We start from the raw sequence: 18,522 nt of genomic DNA on the forward strand, positions 1-18,522 counted from the left end.
CCATGCGGGCCAGCGAAGTTCACCTTATTCCGCGCGTTCGCACTTGGAAAGGTAATTCTGCAACTCTTCCACGTAGCGCTCGCCCACCAGGCCGAGCAGCATATTGCGCTTGGAGATGTAACCGATTTCCATCACGCGGTGCGCCTCGGCACTCTTGTCCTTGAAGGGCACAGCCAAGTAATCGCTGCCATTCAGCTCTTCGCAGATAATGCCCGAGCAGAGCGTGTAGCCGTTGAGGCCAATCATCAGGTTCAGCATGGTCGCGCGGTCGTTCGCCTTGATGGTGCGGTTGTATTCGCTCGTGCTCAAGATTTCTTCGGCAAAGTAGAACGAGCTGTTGTCGCCCTGCTCGAAGGAAAGGCACGGGTAATCAGCCAGTTGCTCGAACGTGATGAACGGCTGGTTCGCGAGCGGGTGGCCCTTCCACAGGTAAACGTAGGCCTTGCATTCAATGAGCTTGTGGAACGCGAGGTCGCGCGCGTTGAGCAGGCTCTGGATGACCTTGCGGTTGAAATCGCTCAAGTAGAGGATGCCGATATCGCTCTTGAACGAGGCGACGTCCTCGATGACTTCCCTGGTACGCGTTTCGCGGATGGCGAACTCATATTTTTCGGTGTCGAACTTCTTGACGGTTTCGACGAAGCTCTTGACCGCGAAGGAGTAGTGCTGCGTAGAGACGGCGAACTTCTTTTTGCGCTTGCCGATCTTGCCGTACTTGTCGAGCACGATTTCGTAATGATGGTACAGCTCGCGTGCGTACGCGATAAATTCCTCGCCCTCGTTCGTGAGGGTTACACCGCGGCTCGTGCGATTGAAGATGAGGATGTTCATCTCCTCTTCGAGGTCGCGGATGGCGGCCGTGAGAGACGGCTGCGAGATATAGAGCTTTTCGGCGGCCTTGTTGAAGGAGCCCGTTTCTGCGATTCCGATGGCGTAACGTAGTTGCTGTAGAGTCATTTGATACCGCCTTGTTGCTGCACTAAAACCTTTACGTATTCAATTGTACCGCTTGAACTGACACGATAAAATTTCCGCGTTTCAATTTCCTACATGTTTGATAGGGAAAATATAGTATAAAGGCGTTTTGTTATCAAGTGGTTTATTATAGAAATATCCTATAACAGGCTATTATCGCTCTACTATTCCCATCTCAAGCGCATTATGCTATTTTGCAAGGCGTACGGAGGCTATAAATGAACTATTTGATTGTACCCGGATTGAACAATTCCGGCCCTAAACACTGGCAGAGTTTTTGGGCCAAGAGTTTGCCGAATGCGGTCCGCGTCGAGCAGCGCGACTGGGCCAACCAGCAAAAAGAGGAATGGATCGAGACGCTTGACAAGGCCGTTGCGCAGCTCGGTTCCGACACGATTATCGTCGCTCACAGTTTGGGCGTCGCCACGACCGTCCTGTGGCTTGCGAAAAAATTTGCAGAAAAGAACGTACCCGCACACATCAAGGGAGCTTTCCTGGTTTCGCCGAGCGATGTGGACAACATAGAAGTCATCCATTCATTCGCGCCGATGCCGCTCGTAAAGTTGCCGGTGCCGGCCGCCGTGGTGGCAAGCGACAACGACGAATTCGTCACGATAGAGCGCTCGGAATTTTTCGCCGACGCATGGGGCGCACACCTGTTCAGGGCGGGCGCGCTTGGGCACATCAATTCCGATTCTGATTTGAAGGAATGGGAACAGGGCCGCGCGTTTTTGGCGGAATTCGAAAAGAGTATTTAGTTTATACGAGATGCAATGTTAAAAAAAAGGCGCTGAAAAAGCGCTTTTTTCATGCATTTTCACGCGATAAGGTGCGCCGGACTTACAGCCCGCAATTCCAGTTCTTGCCGTCAGGAATCTTGCCTTCGCTTTCGGGCGTATTGCGGACAAACTGATCCAGCTTAACGTTGTCCAGGTAATCGCGAATCATGGTGTCGAGTTCCTTCCAGACCGGGAGCGTCACGCACGACTTTGCTCGGGAGCACTTGTTGACCTCGTCGTCGAGGCACGATACCGGCGCGACAGAAGTTTCCATGAGCGAAAGAATCTGCCACACGCTGCAGTCTTCGGGCCTTACGTTCAGGCGGTAGCCGCCGCCTTTTCCGCGGACACCCTCGAGTAGTTTGCCGCGCACGAGCGCCCCGAGAATGCCTTCGAGATACTTCTCCGAAATCTGCTGACGGGCAGAAAGCTCCTGCAATTTGACGAACCCGTCCTTGCCGTTACGGGCCAAGTCGATCATCACACGCAACGCATATCTGCCTTTTGTAGAAATTCGCATTAGTTCCTCGCTGCCCCAAATATAAAATGTTTCGCTACTGCACGTTGCCCGCTATAAGATTTTGCGATAGGCTTCCACGAGTTTTTCGAAAGAGACGGCGCAGTTCGCGGGCGATGTGGACGGGAGCTTTTCGGCATCGATGCCGACATCTTGCGCGCAGTACTTCTGGAACAGTTTGTGGGCGGTGGCCCCGGTGCAGAAGATGCGCTCCACATGCGTCGCCTGCACGAGTTCGCTTATTTTATTCGGAACGACATCCTCGATGCTCGTATCGGAGGCGCCCACGATGGTGCAGCTTTCCAGCACGTCCCAGAGGGCGATGTGATGTTTCTTGAGCATGGCCTTTTTCTGCGGGATGGTTTCGGGAACGGCCTCGCCGAGGACAGCAGCAAGCACCTTCCAAAAGCGGTTCTGCGGATGCCCGTAATAGAACCCCTGCTCGCGGGACTTGGGCGAGGGAATCGAACCCAGCAACAGCACCCGCGAATCGCGGTCGTAAAGCGCGGGGAATTCGTGCGTCACCAACGTGCGGGAATTTTTGGAAGACATAACTACCCTAGTTCTTTGATGAACTCAGGAGCAAAGTCTACACCATTGCCCCACACGACTGTGTTAGCTTGAACTTTGAAATCCTTGAACAAGTCTAGATTCGAAAGTTGTTGCACAACTGGCCGGTGATCGCTTTTAACGACGCCCTCAAAATCAGCGATACAACGACACCCGTCATCGAATACGACGGATATCTTGTAATCACCAATATATTTTGCGTCAATCACATGAAGCATCGATTTCAAACCAAAGGCGCTATCTTTTTATATTCTCCAGTTTGCGTCAGAGAGTTCCAATTATCCATAAGATCCTGCCTGTGAAGACTAGCCCATTCGACAACAAGCCCTCTCACACGAGCAGGAAGGTTCCCTTCCAACATCTCTAATGTAGATAATTCGAACACACCTTCCAAGTCATTATAAATTGCATGAAAGTGAGGAGGCATGTGGTCGTTGAAATACATCTGAATGATGATGCCTAAGAAACGGCACAATTCCGGCATTTTTTACTCCTTTCCCGCAGACAAGCATAAAACAGCGGGTCTTTTTCATTTGTCAATCTTTTGCTCGTGTGAGCACTATTGAATATAATAACATTTTCTCGTTTTTTCACATTGTTTTTTAAAATTTTACCTCGCTAGACTTTTTCTATCTTTTCCCACATGGATAGAGCACGCCGTCGCAAATTCGGCCAGAACTTTCTGGATGTACCTACCGCGCAGATGATTGCGGGAGACTTGCCTGCAGAAGCGGGCGAGCACGTTCTGGAAATCGGCCCCGGCCACGGCGCCCTCACGGAGCACCTGCTCGACCGCGCCGTGGAACTCACTGCCGTCGAAATCGACGAGCAGTGCGTCGAATTTTTGCAAGAAAAATTCCGGGGCCGCGAGAACTTCCATATCGTAAACATCGACTTTCTCAAGTTCGACCTGCAGGCTTTCCTCGACGCACACGAAAAACCGTGGGTTACAGGAAACCTCCCCTACAACGTGTCGACCGCGATTATCGCAGGGCTCATGCCGCGCCTCCACCTCACGAAAGGGTTCATGGGCATGGTACAGCTGGAAGTCGCCGAACGCATCTGCGCCGCACCCTGCAGCAGCAATTACGGTAGTTTGTCTGTACTCGTGTCCGCATTCGCCGACACGCAAATTCTCCGCAAGATCGGACCCGAGCACTTTACGCCGCGCCCGAACGTAGACAGCGCCACGATGCTCCTCACTCCCAAGGAATGCCCGCTCGCTGCTCCCGAAGGCTACTTCGACTTCGTGCGCGCCGCCTTCACGCAAAAGCGCAAGACGCTCGCCAATTCGTTTGGCCGCGCCTACGACAAAAAGAAAATCCAGGAAGCCATCGAGCTCCTGGACTACCCCACTACGGTCCGCGCCGAAGAACTCTCTCCGGCACAGTTCCTGGAATTCTACAAAGTAATCGTCGGGTAAACGCGTCCCTATACGGGGTCATTTACCGGCTTACTATAATCGCGCTCGCCGAAGAGAGCCGTGCCCACGCGAATCATCGTAGACCCCTCTTCAATCGCGACTTCCAGATCGCCCGTCATGCCCATGGAAAGCTGATCGAAGTGGGCAAACGCGCCGCCCTTCGCGAGGAACTTCTGCTGCAGGGCGCGTAGGAACGCGAAGCATTCGCGGCTGTCTTCTGCGACACCCGTGTTCTTGCCAATCGTCATGAGTCCGCGGAAACGCAAGTGCGGGAACGCCGTTTCGCCACGGGCCGCGAGCGATTCGAGGAAAGCCTCGGCTTCGTGCACGTCCAAACCGCTCTTCGTTTCTTCTTCGCCGGCATTCACCTGGAAAAGGATATCGAGAATCTTGCCCGCACCATTTTCGCCGGGGAGTGCCGCGCAGACTTTTTCCAGTTTTTCTACGGCCTCGATGCTCGCGATGGAATGTATGCAGTCGGCAACGATGGCCGCCTTCTTGAGCTTGTTGCTCTGCACGGGGCCAATCACGTGACAACGCACACGGCTCCCGTCCTTCGCCATGCGCGGTTCGCTGAACTTGAGTTCCGCTTCTTGCACGCGGTTCTCACCAAAGTCGGTAGCGCCAAGCGCGATAGCGTTCTCCACGGCTTCTGCCGGGTGGAACTTGCTCACCCAAACGAGCTTCACCGATTCACGGCTACGGCCCGCAATCTTGCAGGCTTCACCAATCCTTGCTTCGAGAGCTGCAAGGTGCTCGCGCATTTCTTCGAGAGTGAATTCCATTTTACGCCTCTAATTTTCCAACGCTCAAATATATAAAACGAGTTATCGTCTAGCAAGAAAAAGGCCCAGTAAAACAATGAGATAGCAAGCCAAGAAAATAAAGGACGGTAAACCAAGAATCCCCACCATTTCCCATTCCCACTTGATAGACAACCAAATAGCGCAGCCCAATATATACAGCCATCCTGGAATAAACGGAACAAACGAAATCTTGGCAATGGTAAAGAAATCATGCGGCGTGCGCCAAAGTTTTCTATAGACGCACACAAAAGGGGCGCACAAAGCGAATGGAATAAAAGGCCAAAACACTGCAGAAAGAATCCACGCCCGTTTATCCGGACCCGTACCATAATCTACATAAAAACCCAAAGCAATCGCTGCCACAGTTAAAATTGTCGGCAAAAGAAAAAGAACAGTTTCTGCAATCACAAAAAAGAGAACATCTCTTTTTTCAAGCGTATATAGCGGCTTATCTTTCGACATATATTTTGTCCGTCAAGTTCTTTTTTCAAAAAATCCCCGGAACAGAACGCACCGGGGATGAATTGTTCAAAATGGACCCTATCACGCTTCGCGCTCCAGGGTGACACTCAGGCAACCTACTTCTTCGCCTTCTTCGGCTTCACGAACAAAATTTTCACGATTTCGTCGATGTGCTTGTGCGTGTAGATCTTGAGGCCCTTCTTCGCAGGTGCCGGGAGCTCGTCCACGTCCTTCTTGTTCTGCGCAGGCAGGCGAAGCGTCTTCACGCCGGCCTGGAGCGCGGCAAGCGCCTTCTCGTTAAGCCCGCCAATCGCAAGGCATGCACCCGTAAGGCTCACCTCGCCGGTAAACGCGATGTCCGGCGGCACCGGGATTCTCGTAAACGCAGAGAGCAGGCAAAGCGTGAGGGCGATACCCGCAGAGGGGCCGTCCTTCGGCACAGCGCCTTCGGGCACGTGGATATGGATGTCCGTCTTTTTCACAATCGCGGGGTCAATGCCAAACAAGTGCAGGCGTTCGCGCACCAGGCTTACCGCAATCTGGGCAGATTCCTTCATCACGTCGCCGAGCTTTCCGGTCATGATGATCGAGCCCTTTCCACTCAAGAGCATGCACTCGATGGGGAGAATCTCGCCGCCAACGCTCGTCCATGCAAGTCCGGTCACCACGCCGGGGCGGCCGGGAGCCGGCAGCTGGCTGTCGAGAAATCTCGGGGCGCCGAGGTATTCCTGCAACTGTTTCTCGGTAACGGCGGGCTTGATTTTCCTGCCCATCACGATTTCCTTCGCACGGTGGCGAACCACGTTCTCGAGAGTGCGTTCCAGTTCGCGCACGCCCGCCTCGCGGGTCCATCCACGCATCACCTCGTTGATGATGCCATCATCGAACGAAACCTGCTCGACATTCTTCACGCCGGTGCGTTCGCAAATGCGCGGCACCAGGTAATTGCTCGCAATCTGCAGCTTTTCGTGCGGGTAGTAACCGGGCAGGCGCACGATTTCAAGACGGTCGCGCAGCGCTTCCGGAATTTCGCTCTCGCTGTTCGCCGTCGCGATGAACAGCACGCGAGAAAGGTCGAGGCCCACTTCCATGAAGTGGTCGGTAAAGTCATGGTTCTGTTCCGGGTCAAGCACCTCGAGCATCGCGCTCGCCGGGTCGCCACGGAAGTCGCTCGCCATCTTGTCGATTTCGTCGAGCAAAATAATCGGGTTCATGCACTTGGCACGGCGCAACGCCTGAATAAAGCGCCCAGGCATCGCTCCGATGTAGGTGCGACGGTGCCCGCGGATTTCGGCCTCGTCACGCACGCCGCCAAGCGTAATGCGGACAAAGTTCCTCTGCATCGCATTCGCAATCGATTCCACGAGGGTCGTCTTTCCGACACCCGGAGGGCCAACGAGGCACAGGATGGGCGAACGCCTCTCGGTTCCCGTAAGCTTCAGGACCGCGATGTATTCCATGATGCGTTCCTTCACCTTGTCGAGCCCGAAATGCTTGGAATCGAGTTCACCCTTTACCTTCTTCATGTTGAGAACGGTGTCGGTGTACACGCCGTAAGGCATCGCCAGGAACCAGTCAATGTAATTGCGGCTCACCGCATATTCCGGCGACGTCGGCTGCATGAGCCTCATGCGCCCAATTTCGTCTTCGAGTTTTTCTTCGATGGCCTGGCTGAAATTCTTCGCCTTGATTTTCTTGAGCAGCTGGTCCGGCTCCGAAGTGCCGACCCCGTCGCCCTCAAGTTCATCTTGCAGCTGGCGGATCTGTTCGGTGATGAACCATTCCTTCTGCTGCTGCGCCATCTTCTGGCGCACATTCTGCTGCACGCGCACGAGCACGTTCTCGTTGTCTTCCGAGACGTCCATCAGCGCAAGGAGCTTCGCCGACATCTCGTCGAGCGAGGCCACTTCCAAAAAGCTCTGCTTCTCGGCAAGCGACACCTGCAAAAACGGAATCATCCCGTAATAGGCGTTCAGCTGGTTTTCCATGCCGAAGAAGGCGTCAACCATGCCCTCGGCGATATTCCTCTTTGTCGCATACTCGCGGAAGCGCGTGAGCACATCGTCGAAAAGGGCAGTCTTGTCCTTCCCGTCAATGCGCTGCTTGCGGGGGGAAACCGTCACGTTCAGGAACCCGTCCGCCATCAAGATGGAGCGCAGGTCCACGACCTCCTCGCCTTCCAGCACGACCTTCACGCAGCCGTTCGGGAACGGCATCACGTTCGACACGTGCGCCATCACGCCCACCGAATACAGGTCGAGCATCGGGTTCTTCAATTCTTCTTCGGACACGTCCCTCTGGGCGACAAGGACAATCTCGTTGTTGTGGCTCTCCGCATACTCCAGCGCGCGCAAAGACATGTCGCGCCCCACCAGAATGCGGCGGGTCGTGCTCGGGAATACGACAGCATCCCTCAGCGGGAGCAACGGAAACGTTTTAGAATAGTCAAAACTCATACGCAATAAAGATAGAAAACACTAAGTGCGGCCCGAAACAGGCCGCACCGCAAAATAAATTCGTGGGCGTCTAACTATGCGACGTTACGCTTCTTTTTCGCAGGTTTCTTGCCGGCGACAGTGATAGGCTTGAGCCCGTTCTTCACCATTTCGGCGGTAATCACGAGCTGCTTCACGTCGGAACCGGGCATCGTGAACATGGCCTGCTGCAGGGTCTTCTCCATCACGGAGCGGAGCCCGCGGGCGCCAGTCTTTCTGCTCATGGTCTCGCGCACGATTTCTTTCAGGGCGTCATCGGTAAATTCGAGATCGATTCCGTCCATCTTGAAGAGGCTCTTGAACTGCTTCACGAGCGCGTTCTTCGGCTGCGTGAGGATGTTCAGGAGCGCCGCCTCGTCGAGTTCCTCGAGCGCGACCGCAATCGGCAAACGCCCGACGATTTCGGGAATGAGACCGAACTTGATGAGGTCATCGGGTTCGAGCTGCTTGAACAGTTCGCTCAGGGAGTTGTCGGATTCGCTGCGGATGTCGGCGCCGAAACCCATGCCGCCCTTGTTCACGCGCTGGGCGATAATCTTGTCGAGCGTCTCGAAGGCGCCACCGCAAATGAACAGGATGTTCTTCGTGTTCACCTGCACCAGAGCCTGCTCCGGATGCTTGCGTCCGCCCTTCGGGGGCACGGCCGCCACAGTACCTTCCAGAATCTTCAGGAGGCCCTGCTGCACACCTTCGCCGCTCACGTCACGCGTGATGGAAGGGTTCGCCGTCTTGCGCGCGATCTTGTCGATTTCGTCGATGAAGATGATGCCACGTTCGGCCTTGGCCACATCGTAGTCGGCGGCCTGCAACAGGCGCACGATGATGTTTTCCACGTCTTCGCCCACGTAGCCCGCCTCGGTAAGCACCGTCGCGTCGGCGATAGTGAACGGGACATCGAGGAAGCGCGCCATCGTCTGCGCGAGGAGAGTCTTGCCCGAACCGGTGGGGCCCACCAGCAGCAGGTTGGACTTCTCGACTTCCACGTCGTCCTTGGAGTCCGCATGGGCCTGCTTGTAACGCAAGCGCTTGTAGTGGTTGTAGACAGCGACAGAGAGGGCCGTCTTCGCCTGGTCCTGGCCAATCACGAACTCGTCGAGATGGGCCTTGATTTCGGTCGGGAGCGGAAGCGGCTTCTGCGAAGCGGCCTCGGCGGCGGCCTTCGCCTGCATGGAGCGGGACTTGTCCTCTTCGATAATGCGGTAGCACATCGCCACGCAGTCGCTGCAAATCTGGACGCCTGCGCCAGTAATCATCTTCTCGACACGTTCCGCGGGCTTGCCGCAGAAACTGCATGTCACAGTCGGATGGTTTTTCCCGCTACGATACATTAAATTCCCTCTTTACGCGGAACAAAGATTTCGTCAATCACGCCGAACGCCTTGGCGTCTTCCGGACCCATGTAGAAATCGCGGTCAGTCTTCTCGCGCACTTCGTCGATAGGCTTGCCCGTGTGCTTCGCGACAATCTCGGCAAGCGTGTCCTTGGTGCGGATGATTTCCTTCGCGGTAATCTGGATGTCGGTGGACTGCCCGGTGGCAGCGCCCGAGGGCTGGTGCAGCATGATGCGGGAATGCGGGAGCGCATAGCGCTTGCCCTTGGTACCCGCGGCGAGGAGCACGGCCGCCATCGAGGCGCAGTTGCCGATGCAGATGGTCGCGATGTTCGGGCGAACATGCTGCATGGTATCGTAAATGGCAAGACCTGCCGACACGTAACCACCGGGGCTGTTGATGTACAGCGTGATATCCTTTTCCGGGTTCTCGTACTCAAGGAAAATCAACTGGGCCATGACGTTGTTCGCCACTTCGTCGTTGATGGGCGTGCCCAAGAAGATGATGCGTTCCTTGAGGAGACGGGAATAGATATCATAGGCGCGTTCACCGCGTCCGGTGGTCTCAATGACGGTAGGGATGATCATTCAGTTAACCTCTTACTTGGATTCTTCAGCAGCCGGACGGATACCCACGATGAAGTCGGCAGCCATCTGAACGCGGAGTTCGTCGCGGAGCTGGTTGATACGGCCGCTCTGACGGAAATGACCCTTGAGGGTTTCGAAATCCACGTGGTAGGCGTTGGCCATCTGCTTCAGGCGTTCGTCCACCTGAGCCTGGGTAGCCTTGAGCTTTTCCTTGGTGGCGACGAAGTCGAGAATGCGGTGCTTCTTGATCTCGCGGATGGCCTCGGGGCCGAGTTCCTTGAGCTGTTCCTCGGTCGGTTCCACCACGTCCTTCTCGCTCTGGGCGTTGCGGTTCATGGACCACTTGATGAGGTCGTACACGCGGGCGTTCGGCACGTCGAACGGGTTGCTTTCGATGAGCTTGTCGATGGCTTCGTTGACGGCCTTGGTCTTGGCGGCGTCAATCTTCTGGTTGGCGAGGCTTTCGGCGAGGTTGTTCTTGAGTTCTTCAACATCCTTCACGCCGATCTGCTTGCAGAATTCTTCGTCGAAGGTGGGCGGAACGACTTCGCGCACGTCCGTGATTTCCACGTTGAACTGGGCGGTCTTGCCGCGGTAACGTTCGTCCTTGTGGTCATCGGGGTACTTGAAGTTGATTTCCTTCTTTTCGCCGGCCTTGACGCCCATGAGGCCCTGGTCAAATCCCGGGCTGGCGGATTCGCCGAGCAGGCTGCGGAATTCCTTGTTTTCGGGGAGTTCCTGCTTTTCGCCGTCAATCACGACTTCGATGTAGTTGCCCACGACGACGTCGCCCTTCTTGGCTTCGCGGTCGACGTGTTCGTCCTTGCTCCACATCTGGGAAAGGCGGTCGAACTCGGCCTGGACTTCTTCTTCGTGCACGGCGGTGTCGGGGACGGTGATGCCCGTGTCGGCATAGCCCTTGATATCAATTTCGGGGTCGACTTCGACTTCGACAGTCATGCTGATGCCGTTTTCCTTGTCTTCCTTGAACTCGGTCACCTTGAGCTGGCCAACGGGGATGATGTTCGCCTTCTTGAGCTCTTCGCCGATAACCTTGTCGACGGTCTCGTTCACGACTTCGTGACGGATGGCGTCGCCGAACTGCTTCAAGACCATGGCCTTCGGAACCATGCCCTGGCGGAAGCCCTTGAGGGCAACCTGCTTCTTGTACTGGGCGAGCTTCTTCTCGAACGGTGCGGCGAGATCGGCTTCGGGGATGGTTACGGAGAGGGTGCGCAGGGTGGCGCTTGTTTCTTTGATTTCAACGGACATTATAGACTCCGATATACTGTTAATATGAAATTCTCTGCGAAAGGAGGGAGTCGAACCCTCACACCGAAGTACCAGATCCTAAGTCTGGCGCGTCTGCCAATTCCGCCACTTTCGCGAACTTGGGAGCAAATTTAGAAAATTTCGCCCAAGACAAAAAGGGAAATCCTGTTCCGCGGGTCTAATTCCGTGAAAGAACCTTGATGTCTTCGCGCGTGATATACTTCGCGAATACTATGTACAGCAGTTCCGCAACCGCGGTTACGCCCATGAGCCACAGGGGGAGCGAGCCTTCCACAAAGAACCAGACCACCGCGGGCAGCAGCAGCACGTGTATTCCCGCCGTCTTGAAAATATGGCGGCGCATCTCGGGAGGCACGCACAGGAACAGGAACACGAATATTCCCACTTCAGAAAGAATCTTGGCCACAGCCGCCCCCGAAACCTGGAACGCGGGAACCAACAGCAGGTTGGAAGCGATATTCACGACACCCGCCACGATGGCAAGCGCCAGATACCTCTTGCGGGACTGGGAAATCAGCCATTCGCTCCACGGGACGGAATAGAACGAGAGCACCAGCCAGCACGCAAACAAGATTAGGACCTTCGGCGGGTCGAATTCCATATCCACGGGAACCACCACCGAGAAGAACATTTCCGAAAAGCACATGGTGCCGAACAGGAAGGCCGCGCTGAGCAGCCCCAATACCTTGTGGGAACAGAATACCAGTTCGCTGCGGGCATCCGTCGCGTTCGCCTCCTTCAGGCGCGCAAGCTGGCGACGCAGCGGGATACTCAGGCTGCTCCCCAGCACAAAGATGAACATCGCGTAGCGGAAGCAGTAATCGTAGATGCCCACGGCCGCGTTGCCCACAAAATACTTCAGCACGAAGATGTCGAAGTTCTGGTGGAAGAGCAGCAAGGACGAAGAAACGAACAGGATGAGGGAGCCCCTGTAGCAGCTCATGGCGCCGCGCAGTTCCTGCCTGGAGGGCGGGCCGAACCGGAATTCCTTCTTGGGGCCTATAATCCAGAGGACGAACGTGGCGAGGATTTCGGTACCCACGTCGAGAATCACGAAGTTCTCGATGGAAGGCATGCTGACCACGAGCATCACGCCCAGAATCGCGATTTGCCGTACGGTCTGGACCAGCGGCGAATAGGCGGTATAGCCCTTGCGCGAAAGGAACCAGTCGAAATTGAAGGGCTTCAAGAAGAGCTGCAGGAGGTACGCCTTCAGGATGAACCCGCTGGAAATGTCGAACAGGCAGGTAGCACCCGCCGCGAGAGCGAACATCGCAAGAATCAGGAACCCGCGGACATACGACAACGCGATATAGAACTTGCGGTCCAGCCCCTTGTCGTCGGGACGCTCGATAAGCGCGAGCGACGAAAGCCCGAAATCCAGGACGAAGTTCAGGTAGGTAAGGACCGTGAGGGCAAACGCGATTTCGCCCCAGGAGGCGGCCCCGTAACGGACCAGCGCGATACTCGTGATGGCGAAGCGGATGAGCTTGCTTACGCCCTGGGCCATGCCGTTCATGCCCGCATTCAACAAGAGCGAATTCATCCGCATGGGTTACCTCCCCGCCACCTTGCGGAGCGTATTACGAACAAATTCACGACATTGCCAGAAGCCCCAACGCATGTGGAACAGCGGTGACGGCTTGCGCGATTTTTTACGCAAGGAACTCGGGGCACGCGAGGTACTGCCAGATGCGCCGCCCGCACTGCTTCCCGAGAGGTCCGCGGCACTATTTGCGGAACCCGAGACGCGTTCCAGGAATTCCAAGAGGCGCCTGGCGTTCATCTCCCAGCGGAACTTCCCGTCGACAAACGCGAACATCTTTTCGCCGTCCGCACGCAGGGACTGCGCGGTGGCGCCCGCAATGTAGTCCCGGATTTCCTCGTAGCCCGGGAACACGAACGGAGTCACTTCCGGATGCGCGCACACGTTCAACGCGAGCGCGGGCCTGTGCGCAAAACCCGCTTCGGCAAGCGGCAGGTTGAACATCTCACAGCGGGAGAAACTCACCAGCACGTCGCAACCTTCGTACAGGCGCGCCATCTCGACCGGATCCTTCACGGCGCCCAGCCCGCGGACGCCCGCATCGGCAAGCTTCTTGCAGGTGACCGCATCCCCGCCGCCGACGACGGTGATGTCCACGCGGTCGCCCAAATCTTTTTTCAGGCGGCAGAAGTCGTCCATGCCCTTGCCTTCCCACTCGACTTCGCGGTACCTGCATACGGCCAGAACGCGGACCGGCGGCACCGTCGAGGCGGCACAGTTTTTACCGGAAATGCTGTTCAAACCCGCGGCGCATTCCTTACCAGCGGAGCAATCGTTACCGGAGGCGCCGTTCAGACCCGCGGCGCAGTCCTTACCCGCAGAGTCCCGACTGCAATCCGAAAGAGCCTTCGCAAAATGGTCCGCGCCGTTATACAGCACAAAAGCCTTCGGCCACCGGATGTAATCCACCGCATACTTGCTGATGGTCACCACGTAATCGAACGCGGGGTAAATGCGCTTGACCCTTTCCTCAATCATCTTGCGGTGCTGTTCGCGCTCCGCGGGGACGGTCAGCTCCACCGGGATATACCCATGCTCGTAGGCCACAGTGACCGCATCGAGCTTCCAGCTCGCGACCAGCGAAAAGAACTGCTCCGTGCAGGCGACAACCACATCGTAGGCGCCACGCCGCAAGCATTCCCGCAGGCCCCTGAAATGCGTCGGCACGCGCACCGCATGCACGCCCTTCGCGACAAGCGACTTGTCCAAAAAGCAGGCGTACAAATCCACTTGGTGGCCGGCCGCCACAAGCAAGGGCATCTGCGCGGCAAGCACGCGGGTCACCCCGTACTCGCCCACAAAAAAAGTGCTGAGGAACGCGATTCTCATTTCTGCGTCTCCTCTTTCGTTTCTGGCAGTTTTGCGTCAGGCTCACCCTTGTAGCCGCGGAGCGAATAAAGCACGGACATGTACCAAGCGCCCCATACCAGAGACGAGGGGAACAACGGGAACACGTCGAACATTCCGAGGAACAGCGTGACAATGCCGCCGCACAGAAGGGCAAGGCCCAAGCCGCTCTTGTAACGCCTGATGCAGCGCAGCAAATAGTACAGCCCGACAAGGCAGAACGAGCCCAGCACCGCGAAACCGACAAAGCCCTGCTCCGAAAGCACGAGCAGGAACACGTTATGCGCATGCCCGAGCCGCGGAGTAATTTCCACGACGGGAATCATGGAGAACGAATCCAGCAGCATCTTGTTGCGCACCAGGAAATTTCCCGGGCCCACACCCCACATGGGATCGGTGCGGATAATGTCCAAGGCCGTGGCCCAAGCACCCAGGCGCCCGAGCGAACTCATGTCCAGCTTGCCGCTCAGGAAGGTCATCATGCCCTGCTTCAAGAACAGGTCATCGGGCAAAAGCCGCCACACCACATAGGCGAAAGCGCAGAATGCCGCGAACGATATCGTGAAGTACACCAGAAAACGCATCACCTGGCGTTCGTACTTCAGGTAGAGCTTGCAAATAATCATCAGCACGCCGCAAAGGCCCATGCCCAAAATACCCATTCGGGTACCGCTGAACAGCACCACCACAAGCACGAGCAACGAGCCTATCCCAAGCGTCGTCCACTTGTAATTGCGCTCCAGCAGGCCGTTCACGAGCCAGATGGTCCAGGCCACCACGAGCATCACGGCAAAGTTCGTGGAGCTCAGGGCCGGCCCCTCGATACGCGGCGCCGAGGACACCACGCGCTCGACAAATCCCCAGCCGACCATGAAGGCGAGATGCGCGTTGAGTATCGTCTGCACCTTCGCCGAATCCCACTTGAACAGGGACGAACCCCAGAAAAACACGAAGCAGACCGCGTTGATATAGAAGAAGATGTACTCAATCGGGAACGGCTTCGTAAGGAGCACCAGGCCCATATGCCCGAAGACAAGCGCGACCGCCGCCAGGATAGGCTTGTCCATCCGCAGTTCCCGCCGGTTCAGCGCATAAAGCAAAAAGAGGATGACCGCCACCGGGATAAAGTACAGCGTAATCGTCATCCCGTCCAGCTGGAACCAATGCAGCGAAATAATCATGAGCAAGACGCTGGCCAGCGGCTTGTCCATGAAAAAAGCGAAGAAGAGGGACCAAAGAAGAAGGCAGAATGTTATCGCTCCGGTATAGTTGGTATCCGAGGATATCATAAAGAATCCCGTCACCAGAATGGATGCGATAACAAGCAGTGCCTTCGCTAGCTTCATTTGAACAGGGAGGTCTTTATCTGCAGCAGCTTTTCCCTGACTGGTTCTGAGTTCGGAATCTCGCCCGAGAGGAGGCCACGGAGAATGATGAACAGCAAGGTCAGGGTGAGCGATACGGCAAAGCCCGCGATAGCCCACTTAGCCCTCTTGGGACGTTCCTTCCAGTCCGGCAAGTAAGCGTCCTGGATAATCTGGATGACCGGCTGGGTCTTCAGTATCATGGCCTCGGTCTCCATGATTTCGATCGAGGCTGCCTCCAGCATGGTAGCATAGAGCTTCAAATCCGCCTGGCGCTGCTGCTCATACAGCATCTTGGAAACGGCCCAGCCGGAGTTGATATACATGGACTTGTCGGAAGGCTTGTAATTTTCGCTGTAAGAACCGCGCAGTTCCCTGAACTTCTGTTCCAGCAACTGGCGCTTCTTGCGCATTTCGTGGGCGTCGGCATTGTCCTTGCCGGACATGCGTTCCGAAAGTTTGAAGTTGTTTATCTGGCCCTCGTAGCCGCCCAGCACAGTCAGGGTCAATTCCATCTGGCTCTTCAGATCCACCAGGTTGTTGTCCCTGTAGAACTGCACCAGTTCCTGGCCGATGTTCCTCACGGAGTCCGTCAGTTCCCTCTGCGACTTCTTGAGATAATCCAGGGAATACTGGAGGTTCTCCCTCTGGAGCTTCAGGTACTTTTCGTTGGACTGCGCCACCATATACCGAACGATGTCGCGGGCCATCACCTTGTGCTTGGATTCCATCGCGCACGAAATCACGCCGGACTGGTCCTCGTCAATCTTGATGTCCTTGTCGAACTTCTTCAAAAGCAGTTCGTTGGACTCCTTCTTGTACATCGTGTCCAGGTGGAACTTGTGAATCGTGCTGAGCGCGATTTCACGCCCGGAAAGTATTTCCAGGTACAGGTCCGAAGGCTTCATCGCCTTGGAAGAAGAAAGGAAGGACGAAAGCCCCGACGCGCCGGAAGAAGTCAGCGACTTGTACGCCGTAGAGAGTGCGGACATGGGGGAACTGTCGCTAGAAGCATCAATCTTCAGGCGGATTTCCGTCTTGAAGACCGGAGGCAGAATCCATGCCAGGAAAAAGCAAAGCAACGCGATAATGAAGGGAATCGCGAAGAACTTCTTCTTTCTCAGGCAGTAGCAAAAGACGTCAAAGTACGACATAGGATTACTTATTACCAAACTGATAGATGACGATAGCCGTCGAGAACACGCTCAACAGCGATGCGAGGAATAGGGTGACATCCTTGACCGCTTCATAAACGGTACGCGGAATCTCGATATAGTCACCCGGCATAATCGTATCGTGGTAGGGATCGATGGAGAAGCTCTTCCCGTCGCGGATCACGCTCACGCGGCTCCAGGAACCCGTTATAATCGTAACGCCCGAAGCGCCGATGTAATCGATGGCATGGAAGTCCGGATTGTACAGCGCACGGCCCACCGCGGCAACGGCACCGCCCACATAAACCAGGGGCTCCTTCTGCCAGAGTTCAATCTTTGTGCGGGGCTCGAAAACCCTGTCGCGAATTTTCGAAATCTCGTAAGTTTCCACCTTGCCGTCAGGAGTGGTAACCTTCGCCCACCTATTGTCGCCAGCCGTAAACGTCTTCAGGTTGTCCAGGTATTCGCCAAACGTACGGCCTTCCACATGCGTTACGGTCTCGGAAACCTTGAGCGTACCGATGGTAATCGTCTGGTTCGATTTCGCGTAAGGTACGAAAATGACGTCATCGTTCTGAAGCTGAATATTGATGCTGTCGATGCCTTCCATTTCGTACTTGGTAAAGTCGATGTTCAGCGTATCCTTGTTGCGGATAAGCTTCATGTTCTTCTTGTCGGCAAGCGGCTTGAACCCGTTCACGTAGCCGATCATCGTACTCAGGCGCGTCTGCGGGTCGATGGCGCGGAATCCCGGAGCGTTCACGGCGCCGAGCACGGAGACATGCACCTTCTTCATCTTGACAATCTGCACCTGCACGAACTTTTCTTCGTACTTCGTGAGCAGCAGGCCCAAGATGGCGGCCTTCGCCTGGTTCAGCGGCAGGGAATCCACCTTCACGATGCCGCAGCCGGGAACGGACACGCTGCCTTCGGGCGAAACCTGGACAACGTCTATTCCCTTGGGAATAAGAATCTCGAAAAAGTCACCGGGACCAACGACATAAGAGGAATCGATGGCGCCTTCCAGGTTGATGGGTTCCTGGACCGTGCTGGCCCTCTGGAACTTAGCCTCTTGAGTCTGGAACTGAGGTGCGCCTACAGAAAAAGACGATTCACCGGCCAATGCCGCAGAAACGGAAAAAGCGAGAATCAAAAACAAAAATCGAAGCATATTTGAAAATATACAAAAACGCAAACTTTCAGATTTCATTGAAAGACAAAGATTTCTGCGAATTTTTCACATATAGAAAAACCCGGTCTGTCGACCGGGCCTTCCTAAAGCTTTCGCCTGAATTAAGCGGACTTGCCTTCGCCTTCGACCATGCTCACGGCATCGGACTTGGCGGGTTCGGCAGCCTTCTTTTCCTTCACGACGATCTCGTCTTCGACGAGGCCGATGAGGGCCATTTCGGCGGCGTCACCAGCGCGGTTCGGGCCGAGCTTGATGATGCGAGTGTAACCACCGTTGCGGTTTGCATAGCGCGGGCCGATGGTGGCGAAAAGGTCCTGGAGGACCTTCGGGTCCGTAAGGAAGCGGGCCGCTTCGCGACGAGCGGAGAGGTCACCCTTCTTTGCGTAGGTAATCATGCGGTCCACGTTGGAGCGGACAATCTTAGCCTTGTGGAGCGTAGTGCGCACGTAGCGGGCAGACTGTTCGGCTTCCATGCCCTTGCCAATAATGGAAGTGGTAAGGGCGCGGAGGATGGCACGCTTGTGTTCGGCGTTAACACCGAGTTTCTTGTTCTTTACACCGTGTCTCATTGTTAATCCTTCAAGTAGTCATCGACGTCCATGCCAAAAGAGAGGCCCATGGAGGTCAATACCTCGTTAAGTTCCACCAAGGACTTCCTTCCGAAGTTCTTGTATTTGAGCA

General features: G+C 55.6%; 19 protein-coding genes, 1 tRNA gene and 1 pseudogene. 2 read left to right on the forward strand and 19 right to left on the reverse strand.

What is annotated here, in order from left to right; all coding sequences use genetic code 11:
* Positions 1-24: 24 nt before the first annotated feature.
* Complete coding sequence (locus IK012_RS09855) at positions 25-957, reverse strand: LysR family transcriptional regulator (protein WP_290953820.1); 933 nt, start codon at positions 955-957, stop codon at positions 25-27.
* Positions 958-1,193: 236 nt separating this feature from the next.
* On the opposite strand from IK012_RS09855, the gene IK012_RS09860 reads away from it, so the two are divergent.
* Positions 1,194-1,733, forward strand: a complete 540-nt coding sequence (locus IK012_RS09860) for an alpha/beta hydrolase (RefSeq protein WP_290953822.1) — start codon at positions 1,194-1,196, stop codon at positions 1,731-1,733.
* A gap of 82 nt (positions 1,734-1,815) precedes the next feature.
* Here IK012_RS09860 and IK012_RS09865 read toward each other — a convergent pair whose 3' ends face one another.
* The 4 genes from IK012_RS09865 to IK012_RS09880 are packed head-to-tail and all read right to left on the reverse strand — an operon-like array spanning position 1,816 to position 3,325.
* On the reverse strand, positions 1,816-2,274 hold the full coding sequence (locus IK012_RS09865; protein ID WP_173378956.1) for an Rrf2 family transcriptional regulator: 459 nt from the start codon (positions 2,272-2,274) through the stop codon (positions 1,816-1,818).
* A 51-nt stretch (positions 2,275-2,325) separates the two neighbouring features.
* Positions 2,326-2,823: a DNA-deoxyinosine glycosylase gene (locus IK012_RS09870; protein WP_290953824.1), complete on the reverse strand. Its 498-nt coding sequence runs from the start codon at positions 2,821-2,823 to the stop codon at positions 2,326-2,328.
* Positions 2,824-2,825: 2 nt separating this feature from the next.
* A complete protein-coding gene (locus tag IK012_RS09875) occupies positions 2,826-3,059 on the reverse strand; it encodes a DUF2442 domain-containing protein (protein WP_290953858.1) in 234 nt (77 codons plus the stop codon).
* Positions 3,060-3,064: 5 nt separating this feature from the next.
* The gene (locus tag IK012_RS09880) at positions 3,065-3,325 is read right to left on the reverse strand and encodes a DUF4160 domain-containing protein (RefSeq protein ID WP_290953827.1); all 261 of its coding nucleotides are present in this window, start codon (positions 3,323-3,325) and stop codon (positions 3,065-3,067) included.
* A gap of 159 nt (positions 3,326-3,484) precedes the next feature.
* Between IK012_RS09880 and rsmA the strand changes: the two genes are divergently transcribed.
* A complete protein-coding gene (gene rsmA, locus IK012_RS09885) occupies positions 3,485-4,264 on the forward strand; it encodes a 16S rRNA (adenine(1518)-N(6)/adenine(1519)-N(6))-dimethyltransferase RsmA (protein ID WP_290953830.1) in 780 nt (259 codons plus the stop codon).
* Positions 4,265-4,272: 8 nt separating this feature from the next.
* On the opposite strand, the gene IK012_RS09890 is transcribed toward rsmA, so the two are convergent.
* The 14 genes and pseudogenes from IK012_RS09890 to IK012_RS13625 all read right to left on the reverse strand — a co-directional run.
* Positions 4,273-5,049 carry a YggS family pyridoxal phosphate-dependent enzyme gene (locus IK012_RS09890; RefSeq protein ID WP_290953833.1) on the reverse strand — a complete coding sequence of 259 codons (777 nt, stop codon included), beginning with the start codon at positions 5,047-5,049 and terminating at the stop codon, positions 4,273-4,275.
* A gap of 42 nt (positions 5,050-5,091) precedes the next feature.
* Positions 5,092-5,532: a hypothetical protein gene (locus IK012_RS09895; RefSeq protein WP_097035945.1), complete on the reverse strand. Its 441-nt coding sequence runs from the start codon at positions 5,530-5,532 to the stop codon at positions 5,092-5,094.
* Positions 5,533-5,648: 116 nt separating this feature from the next.
* Positions 5,649-7,988 (reverse strand): endopeptidase La, encoded by a 2,340-nt coding sequence (gene lon / locus IK012_RS09900; RefSeq protein ID WP_290953835.1) that lies wholly within the window; start codon positions 7,986-7,988, stop codon positions 5,649-5,651.
* A gap of 74 nt (positions 7,989-8,062) precedes the next feature.
* Positions 8,063-9,355, reverse strand: a complete 1,293-nt coding sequence (gene clpX / locus IK012_RS09905) for an ATP-dependent Clp protease ATP-binding subunit ClpX (RefSeq protein ID WP_290953838.1) — start codon at positions 9,353-9,355, stop codon at positions 8,063-8,065.
* Positions 9,355-9,945: an ATP-dependent Clp protease proteolytic subunit gene (locus IK012_RS09910; protein WP_173344011.1), complete on the reverse strand. Its 591-nt coding sequence runs from the start codon at positions 9,943-9,945 to the stop codon at positions 9,355-9,357. The genes clpX and IK012_RS09910 overlap by 1 nt, the downstream gene beginning before the upstream one ends.
* 12 nt (positions 9,946-9,957) lie before the next feature.
* The gene (gene tig, locus IK012_RS09915) at positions 9,958-11,217 is read right to left on the reverse strand and encodes a trigger factor (protein WP_290953841.1); all 1,260 of its coding nucleotides are present in this window, start codon (positions 11,215-11,217) and stop codon (positions 9,958-9,960) included.
* A gap of 35 nt (positions 11,218-11,252) precedes the next feature.
* A tRNA-Leu gene (locus IK012_RS09920) sits at positions 11,253-11,332 on the reverse strand.
* Between the two features lie 63 nt (positions 11,333-11,395).
* Positions 11,396-12,790, reverse strand: a complete 1,395-nt coding sequence (locus tag IK012_RS09925) for an oligosaccharide flippase family protein (RefSeq protein ID WP_290953844.1) — start codon at positions 12,788-12,790, stop codon at positions 11,396-11,398.
* Between the two features lie 3 nt (positions 12,791-12,793).
* Complete coding sequence (locus tag IK012_RS09930) at positions 12,794-14,113, reverse strand: glycosyltransferase family 4 protein (protein ID WP_290953846.1); 1,320 nt, start codon at positions 14,111-14,113, stop codon at positions 12,794-12,796.
* A complete protein-coding gene (locus tag IK012_RS09935) occupies positions 14,110-15,477 on the reverse strand; it encodes an O-antigen ligase (protein WP_290953848.1) in 1,368 nt (455 codons plus the stop codon). Before IK012_RS09935 ends, IK012_RS09930 begins: the two co-directional genes overlap by 4 nt.
* Positions 15,474-16,649 (reverse strand): hypothetical protein, encoded by a 1,176-nt coding sequence (locus IK012_RS09940; protein WP_290953851.1) that lies wholly within the window; start codon positions 16,647-16,649, stop codon positions 15,474-15,476. Before IK012_RS09940 ends, IK012_RS09935 begins: the two co-directional genes overlap by 4 nt.
* Before the next feature lie 4 nt (positions 16,650-16,653).
* A complete protein-coding gene (locus tag IK012_RS09945; protein ID WP_290953854.1) occupies positions 16,654-17,820 on the reverse strand; it encodes a polysaccharide biosynthesis/export family protein in 1,167 nt (388 codons plus the stop codon).
* A gap of 122 nt (positions 17,821-17,942) precedes the next feature.
* The gene (gene rplQ / locus IK012_RS09950) at positions 17,943-18,410 is read right to left on the reverse strand and encodes a 50S ribosomal protein L17 (RefSeq protein ID WP_173344018.1); all 468 of its coding nucleotides are present in this window, start codon (positions 18,408-18,410) and stop codon (positions 17,943-17,945) included.
* 2 nt (positions 18,411-18,412) lie between these two features.
* Positions 18,413-18,522 (reverse strand): annotated as a pseudogene (locus IK012_RS13625) (DNA-directed RNA polymerase subunit alpha); the annotation flags it as partial.

The sequence above is a fragment of the Fibrobacter sp. genome (assembly GCF_017551775.1).
Lineage (GTDB): Bacteria > Fibrobacterota > Fibrobacteria > Fibrobacterales > Fibrobacteraceae > Fibrobacter.

Excerpts from the sequence above, each read along its gene's own strand:
- IK012_RS09855 (WP_290953820.1), bottom strand. The coding sequence starts at position 957 with ATGACTCTACAGCAACTACGTTACGCCATCGGAATCGCAGAAACGGGC.
- IK012_RS09860 (WP_290953822.1), top strand. The coding sequence starts at position 1,194 with ATGAACTATTTGATTGTACCCGGATTGAACAATTCCGGCCCTAAACAC.
- IK012_RS09865 (WP_173378956.1), bottom strand. The coding sequence starts at position 2,274 with ATGCGAATTTCTACAAAAGGCAGATATGCGTTGCGTGTGATGATCGAC.
- IK012_RS09870 (WP_290953824.1), bottom strand. The coding sequence starts at position 2,823 with ATGTCTTCCAAAAATTCCCGCACGTTGGTGACGCACGAATTCCCCGCG.
- IK012_RS09875 (WP_290953858.1), bottom strand. The coding sequence starts at position 3,059 with ATGCTTCATGTGATTGACGCAAAATATATTGGTGATTACAAGATATCC.
- IK012_RS09880 (WP_290953827.1), bottom strand. The coding sequence starts at position 3,325 with ATGCCGGAATTGTGCCGTTTCTTAGGCATCATCATTCAGATGTATTTC.
- rsmA (WP_290953830.1), top strand. The coding sequence starts at position 3,485 with ATGGATAGAGCACGCCGTCGCAAATTCGGCCAGAACTTTCTGGATGTA.
- IK012_RS09890 (WP_290953833.1), bottom strand. The coding sequence starts at position 5,049 with ATGGAATTCACTCTCGAAGAAATGCGCGAGCACCTTGCAGCTCTCGAA.
- IK012_RS09895 (WP_097035945.1), bottom strand. The coding sequence starts at position 5,532 with ATGTCGAAAGATAAGCCGCTATATACGCTTGAAAAAAGAGATGTTCTC.
- lon (WP_290953835.1), bottom strand. The coding sequence starts at position 7,988 with ATGAGTTTTGACTATTCTAAAACGTTTCCGTTGCTCCCGCTGAGGGAT.
- clpX (WP_290953838.1), bottom strand. The coding sequence starts at position 9,355 with ATGTATCGTAGCGGGAAAAACCATCCGACTGTGACATGCAGTTTCTGC.
- IK012_RS09910 (WP_173344011.1), bottom strand. The coding sequence starts at position 9,945 with ATGATCATCCCTACCGTCATTGAGACCACCGGACGCGGTGAACGCGCC.
- tig (WP_290953841.1), bottom strand. The coding sequence starts at position 11,217 with ATGTCCGTTGAAATCAAAGAAACAAGCGCCACCCTGCGCACCCTCTCC.
- IK012_RS09925 (WP_290953844.1), bottom strand. The coding sequence starts at position 12,790 with ATGCGGATGAATTCGCTCTTGTTGAATGCGGGCATGAACGGCATGGCC.
- IK012_RS09930 (WP_290953846.1), bottom strand. The coding sequence starts at position 14,113 with ATGAGAATCGCGTTCCTCAGCACTTTTTTTGTGGGCGAGTACGGGGTG.
- IK012_RS09935 (WP_290953848.1), bottom strand. The coding sequence starts at position 15,477 with ATGAAGCTAGCGAAGGCACTGCTTGTTATCGCATCCATTCTGGTGACG.
- IK012_RS09940 (WP_290953851.1), bottom strand. The coding sequence starts at position 16,649 with ATGTCGTACTTTGACGTCTTTTGCTACTGCCTGAGAAAGAAGAAGTTC.
- IK012_RS09945 (WP_290953854.1), bottom strand. The coding sequence starts at position 17,820 with ATGCTTCGATTTTTGTTTTTGATTCTCGCTTTTTCCGTTTCTGCGGCA.
- rplQ (WP_173344018.1), bottom strand. The coding sequence starts at position 18,410 with ATGAGACACGGTGTAAAGAACAAGAAACTCGGTGTTAACGCCGAACAC.